Source organism: Hydrogenophaga sp. (assembly GCF_022844385.1).
GTDB lineage: Bacteria > Pseudomonadota > Gammaproteobacteria > Burkholderiales > Burkholderiaceae_C > Hydrogenophaga.
Genome location: NZ_JALHLX010000003.1, coordinates 81,522 through 88,081, shown reverse-complemented (window position 1 = coordinate 88,081; position 6,560 = coordinate 81,522). Strand labels below are relative to the sequence as shown.

The window sequence follows — 6,560 nt, the reverse complement described above, 5'->3', positions numbered from 1 at the left end:
CGCAGGCTTGCGCCATTCTTTCGGCGGCAGAAATGAAAAAACCCTGCAGCTTTTGGCTACAGGGTTTTTTGTTTGGTGCGGCTGGCAGGAATTGAACCCACGACCCCTTGGTTCGTAGCTACCAGATCATATTTAAGTTGTTGATTTATATAGGCTCTGTGACCGCCCAATGTACCAAAACTACTCTGTTTAGACATGTATTTCAGAGCCCAGTCCCGCAAAAGTCCCGCAGAGAAATTGCGTGCGAAGTAGCATCGATCAGTTTCTGCGAACGGGGCGCAGACGTTTTCTGTAGCGTGAGCAGTCGCCCGGTGAGAGTTGTGAAGCGACAAAAATGCGCTCGCTCCTTCTGAGCTGTCGGGGAGATAAGTTTCAATAACTATATCTTATCGAAAGTAATTTACATCACGGAAGAGGGCGATGCAAACCAAAAGTACGAGAGTGTCCCAAGGCATCCAAGTCAATGGGGTTGGGCCGCTGCCGACGACGTGCTCGCCCGGAGCGAGCGGCCCACGGTCGAGCGCGTGTGCACGCACCTCGGCCGGGGCTCAGGCCAAGTACCACCAGATCGCTGATTTGGTGCGCCAGGTGTCCGACTGCAAAAGGGCTCGCGGGTCGGGACGGTGAAATGGGTTCCTTGTGCGTACTGCATGCTGAGGCAACGCAGGCGCTGCAGGTAGACGCCCAGCAATTCGCTCCATGCTTCAGCCAGGCGCTTTGCGGCATTGATGTCCTTCACTTGCGTGCTTTTGTCTCCGCCGCACAGCAGGACGATGATCGTGCTTCCTCTCTTCTGGAAGTAGATGCGGTATCCATGGCCATGGTGAACACGCAATTCGCTGATTCCCTGCCCTACGAGTTCCACATCGCCCGCAAGACCAAAGGCCCAAAGGCGAGACGGACCAAGTATTGACTACGCGTCAACCATACGCTGTACAGCGTATGGAATGTTCCTGCTGGATAGTTTATTTCCGTTTCGATCGAGAAAATGGATCTTGTTATTTCAGTCTCTGCGCGTGTTGATCTATTAGGCTGAATCGGCCCACGCTGAATGCCAACGGAAACAAGCACTTAAGCGGGTCGCTCAGGGTATTCCCGCGATGCGGGATCGTTGGCGCACGACTTGCGATGAACATGCGCCCCCACCTGAAAAGTGCGCCGCGTTCTCTCTGCATTCCTTGCACGGGACGTGGCGATCATCAAAAAGCAACTGGAGACATTACTCTATGGAAACCTTCTACGAAGTCATGCGCCGCAAGGGCATCTCGCGCCGCAGCCTTCTGAAGTACTGCTCGCTCACCGCCACCTCGCTCGGGCTGGCGCCCTCGTTCGTGCCGCAGATCGCGCACGCCATGGAAAACAAGCCGCGCACCCCGGTGATCTGGCTGCACGGGCTGGAATGCACCTGCTGCACCGAAGCGTTCATCCGTTCGGCGCACCCGCTGGCAAAAGACGTGGTGCTGTCCATGATCTCGCTGGACTACGACGACACCCTGATGGCCGCCGCCGGCCACCAGGCCGAGGCCCTTCTCGAAGAACTCATCACCAAGTACAAGGGTCAGTACATCCTGGCGGTGGAAGGCAACCCGCCGCTGAATGAAGATGGAATGTTCTGCATCCAGTCGGGCAAGCCCTTCGTCGAGAAGCTGCAGAAGGTGGCCAAGGACGCCAAGGCCATCATCGCCTGGGGTTCGTGCGCCTCCTGGGGTTGCGTGCAGGCCGCCAAGCCTAACCCGACGCAGGCCACACCGATACACAAGGTCATCACGGACAAGCCCATCATCAAGGTGCCGGGTTGCCCGCCCATCCCCGAGGTGATGACGGGCGTGATCACCTACATGCTGACGTTTGACCGCATCCCCGAACTGGACCGCCAGGGTCGGCCGAAGATGTTCTACAGCCAGCGCATCCACGACAAGTGCTACCGCCGTCCTCACTTCGACGCCGGCCAGTTCGTCGAGGCCTGGGACGACGAGTCCGCGCGCCGTGGCTACTGCCTTTACAAGGTTGGCTGCAAGGGGCCAACGACCTACAACGCCTGCTCCACAGTGCAGTGGAACGAGGGCACCAGCTTCCCGATCAAGGCCGGTCACGGCTGCATCGGTTGCTCGGAAGACGGCTTCTGGGACAAGGGCTCGTTCTACGACCGCCTGACCGACATCCACGCCTTCGGCATCGAGGCCAACGCAGACCAGATCGGTGGCACCGCCGCCGGTGTGGTGGGGGCGGCGGTGGCGGCGCACGCCGCCATCTCGGTGGCCAAGCGTGCCCGCGACAACGCGCGCAAGCCCGACGCCTCCACACCCACCAACCACTGACACGACCGAGGAACAAGAACATGGGTGCTTACGAAACTCAAGGCTTTCGCATGGACAACACCGGCCGGCGCATCGTCGTCGACCCTGTCACGCGCATCGAGGGCCATATGCGCTGCGAGGTCAACCTCGACAGCAACAATGTGATCCGCAACGCGGTCTCCACCGGCACCATGTGGCGCGGTCTGGAGGTGATTCTGAAGGGTCGCGACCCGCGCGACGCCTGGGCCTTCGTGGAGCGCATATGCGGCGTCTGCACCGGCTGCCACGCGCTGGCCTCGGTGCGCGCGGTGGAGGATGCGCTGGGCATTCAGATTCCGCTCAACGCTTATCTCATCCGCGAGATCATGGCCAAGACGCTGCAGGTGCACGACCACGCGGTGCACTTTTACCACCTGCACGCGCTGGACTGGGTGGACGTGCTGTCGGCCCTGAACGCCGATCCGAAGAAAACCAGCGAGCTGCAGCAGATGGTGTCGCCCTCGCACCCGCTTTCCTCGCCCGGCTACTTCCGAGACGTGCAGAACCGCCTGAAGAAGTTTGTTGCCAGCGGTCAGCTCGGCCCCTTCGCCAACGGCTACTGGGGTTCCAAGGCCTATGCGCTGCCAGCCGAAGCCAACCTGATGGCGGTCACGCACTACCTCGAAGCGCTGGATCTGCAAAAAGAGTGGGTGAAGATCCACACCATTTTTGGGGGAAAGAATCCGCACCCGAACTACCTCGTGGGCGGGGTTCCCTGCGCGATCAACATCGACGGCGACGGCGCGGCCGGCGCACCCATCAACATGGAGCGTCTGAACTTCGTCGAGGCACGCATCAACGAGATCATCGAGTTCAACAAGAACGTCTATGTACCTGACGTGCTGGCCATTGGCACCATTTACAAACAGGCTGGCTGGCTCTACGGCGGCGGCCTCTCGGCCACCAATGTCGCCGATTACGGCACCTATGAGAAAGTGCCCAACGACCGCAGCACACAACAGTTGCCCGGCGGCGTGATCCTCAATGGCAACTGGGACAAGATCCATGAGATCGATCCGCGCGACCCCGAGCAGGTGCAGGAATTCGTGAACCACAGCTGGTACAAATACGCCGACGAAAGCAAGGGTCTGCACCCCTGGGATGGCGTGACAGAGGCCAACTACAAGCCCGAAGGTCCCAACTTCAAGGGCACGCGCACCAACATTGAGCAGCTCGACGAGTCCGCAAAATACTCCTGGATCAAGAGTCCGCGCTGGCGTGGCCACGCGGTCGAGGTCGGTCCGCTGTCGCGCTACATCCTGGGCTACGCCCATGCGGTGCAGGGCAACAAATACTGCCAGCGCGTCAAGCAACAGGTGGACGAGTCTGCCGTCGCGATCAACAGGGCCCTGCCCAAAGCACTGGGCCTGCCGGAAACCAACTACACGCTCAAGCAACTGCTGCCCACCACCATCGGTCGTACCCTGGCCCGCGCGCTGGAGAGCCAGTACAGCGGCGAGATGATGTTGGACGACTTCAAGCAACTGATTGGCAACATCAAGGCTGGCGACACCAGTACCGCCAACATCGAGAAGTGGGATCCGGCCACCTGGCCCAAAGAAGCCAAAGGCGTGGGCACAGTGGCCGCGCCGCGCGGCATGCTGGGCCACTGGATCAAGATCAAGGACGGCAAAATCGAGAACTACCAGTGCGTGGTGCCCACCACCTGGAACGGCTCGCCACGCGACACCAAGGGTCAGATCGGCGCTTTCGAAGCTTCGCTGATGAACACGCCCATGGTCAACCCGGAGCAGCCGTTGGAAATTCTGCGCACGCTGCACAGCTTCGACCCCTGCCTGGCCTGCTCCACGCACGTGATGAGCGAAGACGGTCAGGAAATGGCCCGCGTCACGGTGAGGTGAGATGACCCCCTGCGCCGCTTCGCGTCTTCCCCTCAGGGAGACTACGCCCCGGGACCGGCAAAGCCGGATTCTCTGCGTGCGCTGGATCGGGGCACGCGGGCACGGCGCCCATCCCGGAAATGAAATGAACCCACACGAGGAGATAAACATGCAAGTGAAAAAAAACCTGCGCCAACTGGGCACAACCGCACTGCTGCTGGGCCTGACGGGCGCCGCGCAGGCCCACGATGGTCACGGCCCCCACGAGCTGTGGGACATGCTCACCCACGCCGTCGGCGTCGAGCAACTGCTCGCGCTGTTCGGAATCGGGCTGGGTGTGATGGCTGTGCGCCAGTGGCGCGCACGCCGGGGCCAGGCCGTGTCGAAGTGACCGTCGTTCCCCACTCGGAGCACATCATGTCCACTCTGTCTGCCCAAGAACTGGCCCAGCAGCGCCAGGCCGATGCCACCGGCATCGACAACAACGCCGTCTTGCTCGGCGATTCCATCAAGTCGGTCTACGTCTATGAAGCGCCGGTGCGCATCTGGCACTGGATCAACGCCGCAGCGATCACCGTGCTGGCCATTACCGGCTACTTCATCGGCGTGCCGCTGCCGACCATGCCGGGCGAGGCCAGCGACAACTACCTGATGGGCTACATCCGCTTCGCGCACTTCACCGCTGGGTACATCCTGGCCGTGGGCCTGCTCGGGCGCGCCTACTGGGCGATCGTCGGCAACCACCACGCTCGCGAACTGTTCTGGGTCCCGCTTTTCCAGAAAGCCTACTGGCGTGAGGTGATTCAAGTGCTGGCGTGGTACCTGTTTATCGCTCCCAAGCCCAACCAGTACGTGGGACACAACCCGCTGGCCAGGTTCGCCATGTTTACCCTGTATCTCGGCATTGGCCTGTTCATGATCGTCACCGGCTTTGCGTTGTACGGGGAAGGCACACAGCCGGGATCCTGGGCGCACACGCTGTTCACCACCTGGGTGATTCCGCTGTTCGGCCAGAGCCAGGATGTGCACACCTGGCACCGCTTGGGCATGTGGGGCATGGTCATCTTCATCATCTTCCACATCTACGCTGCGATCCGCGAGGACATCATGGGTCGCCAGAGTATCGTGAGCACGATGATCTCCGGCCACCGCACGTTCAAGGATTAACCCCCCGCGCCGCCTTCGGCGCCCTCCCCAAAGGGGCGTTATTGGCGGCCCGTCCTGAGCTTGTCGATGGACGGTTCCGCGGAACCCTGGGTTGAGGCATTTCGCTCCGAGTTTATTTTTATTGGTCGCGCAACGTTCATTCGATTTAGATGTCGCTCTCCGCTCATCCCCGCTGGCTCGCTGCTGCTTCGGTGCTTCCTCCGAAGGGGGTGCCGGTGCGCACGCCCATGCACCCGGGTCGGCTGCTGGCGCGCACCTGCCTGGCACCGCTCTCGCTCAACCAGAGCGAGGCGGCCCGGCTGCTTGGACTGTCGCGCCGCCGGCTGCACGAGTTGGTGCACGGTCAGCGCGCCATGTCGCCCGACACCGCCATCCGCTGTGCGCGGCAGTTCGGTATCGATACGGCCTTCTGGCTCGCACACCAGTCCGCCTGGGACAGCTTCCATGCCTGGAAGCGCCTGTATGCGGTGGCGCACAGATCCCCGAGCGGTGCCGCACCCTTTTCTTCTGATTCTCCCTGAGCGTTTATCGGGACCACCCCACATGAGCAGACATCCGTCCGAAACCACCTGTCACCCCAGGGGTGACAGCCCTGCCCAGCCGCCAGCGATCGTGGTGCTGGGCATTGGCAACCTGCTCTGGGCCGACGAGGGCTTTGGCGTGCGCTGCATTGAGACGCTGCAGCGCCGCTACGAGTTCGCCGGGCATGTGTCGCTCATCGACGGCGGCACGCAGGGGCTGTACCTGATCCAGCACGTGCAGGCGGCGGACTGTTTGTTGATCTTCGACGCCATCGACTACGGCCTGGAGCCCGGTACCCTGAAGCAGGTGCGCGACGACGCTGTGCCGCGCTTCATGGGCGCGAAAAAAATGAGCCTGCACCAGACCGGTTTTCAGGAAGTGCTTTCGCTGGCGCAGCTCACCGGCAAGTTCCCGTCCCAGATGTTGCTGATCGGCTGCCAGCCCCAGGAGTTGGAAGACTACGGCGGCAGCCTGCGCCCGGTGGTGAAGGCTGCGATGGAAGACGCGCTGGCCCTGGGTGTGGACCAGATCGCGCGCTGGGGTGGCGAGCCCGTGCCGCGCCGCACGCCGCTGGGCGAACGCGAAGCGGTCACCCTGGACGAGCTCGCGTTGGCCGCCTACGAGACGCAGCGTCCCGCGCCTGAGCAAGCCTGCCGTTCGGGTGACGAACGCTTTTTCCCCAAGGACCTCTGAC

Annotated in this window: 7 protein-coding genes; 6 read left to right on the top strand and 1 reads right to left on the bottom strand. The window is 61.8% G+C overall.

Features of this window, described 5'->3' with window-relative positions:
- Window positions 1-460 precede the first annotated feature (460 nt).
- Window positions 461-865 carry a type II toxin-antitoxin system RelE/ParE family toxin gene (locus tag Q0C59_RS01490; RefSeq protein ID WP_291210742.1) on the bottom strand — a complete coding sequence of 135 codons (405 nt, stop codon included), beginning with the start codon at window positions 863-865 and terminating at the stop codon, window positions 461-463.
- A 361-nt stretch (window positions 866-1,226) separates the two neighbouring features.
- Here Q0C59_RS01490 and Q0C59_RS01485 point away from each other — a divergent pair, with 361 nt between their 5' ends.
- From Q0C59_RS01485 to Q0C59_RS01460, 6 genes are all read left to right on the top strand, one after another.
- Window positions 1,227-2,318, top strand: a complete 1,092-nt coding sequence (locus Q0C59_RS01485; protein WP_182120541.1) for a hydrogenase small subunit — start codon at window positions 1,227-1,229, stop codon at window positions 2,316-2,318.
- A 20-nt stretch (window positions 2,319-2,338) separates the two neighbouring features.
- The gene (locus Q0C59_RS01480) at window positions 2,339-4,198 is read left to right on the top strand and encodes a nickel-dependent hydrogenase large subunit (protein WP_182120540.1); all 1,860 of its coding nucleotides are present in this window, start codon (window positions 2,339-2,341) and stop codon (window positions 4,196-4,198) included.
- 148 nt (window positions 4,199-4,346) lie between these two features.
- The gene (locus Q0C59_RS01475; RefSeq protein ID WP_182120539.1) at window positions 4,347-4,568 is read left to right on the top strand and encodes a hypothetical protein; all 222 of its coding nucleotides are present in this window, start codon (window positions 4,347-4,349) and stop codon (window positions 4,566-4,568) included.
- Between the two features lie 26 nt (window positions 4,569-4,594).
- Window positions 4,595-5,344 carry a Ni/Fe-hydrogenase, b-type cytochrome subunit gene (cybH, locus tag Q0C59_RS01470; RefSeq protein WP_182120538.1) on the top strand — a complete coding sequence of 250 codons (750 nt, stop codon included), beginning with the start codon at window positions 4,595-4,597 and terminating at the stop codon, window positions 5,342-5,344.
- A gap of 149 nt (window positions 5,345-5,493) precedes the next feature.
- Window positions 5,494-5,865, top strand: a complete 372-nt coding sequence (locus Q0C59_RS01465; RefSeq protein ID WP_182120537.1) for a HigA family addiction module antitoxin — start codon at window positions 5,494-5,496, stop codon at window positions 5,863-5,865.
- 22 nt (window positions 5,866-5,887) lie between these two features.
- Entirely contained in the window at window positions 5,888-6,559 is a 672-nt protein-coding gene (locus Q0C59_RS01460; protein ID WP_182120536.1) for a HyaD/HybD family hydrogenase maturation endopeptidase, read from the top strand.
- The last annotated feature ends 1 nt before the right edge of the window (window position 6,560 follow it).

What these genes read in the sequence shown, in the direction of transcription:
- Q0C59_RS01460 (WP_182120536.1), top strand. Translation starts at nt 5,888, where the DNA reads ATGAGCAGACATCCGTCCGAAACCACCTGTCACCCCAGGGGTGACAGC.
- Q0C59_RS01480 (WP_182120540.1), top strand. Translation starts at nt 2,339, where the DNA reads ATGGGTGCTTACGAAACTCAAGGCTTTCGCATGGACAACACCGGCCGG.
- cybH (WP_182120538.1), top strand. Translation starts at nt 4,595, where the DNA reads ATGTCCACTCTGTCTGCCCAAGAACTGGCCCAGCAGCGCCAGGCCGAT.
- Q0C59_RS01485 (WP_182120541.1), top strand. Translation starts at nt 1,227, where the DNA reads ATGGAAACCTTCTACGAAGTCATGCGCCGCAAGGGCATCTCGCGCCGC.
- Q0C59_RS01475 (WP_182120539.1), top strand. Translation starts at nt 4,347, where the DNA reads ATGCAAGTGAAAAAAAACCTGCGCCAACTGGGCACAACCGCACTGCTG.
- Q0C59_RS01465 (WP_182120537.1), top strand. Translation starts at nt 5,494, where the DNA reads ATGTCGCTCTCCGCTCATCCCCGCTGGCTCGCTGCTGCTTCGGTGCTT.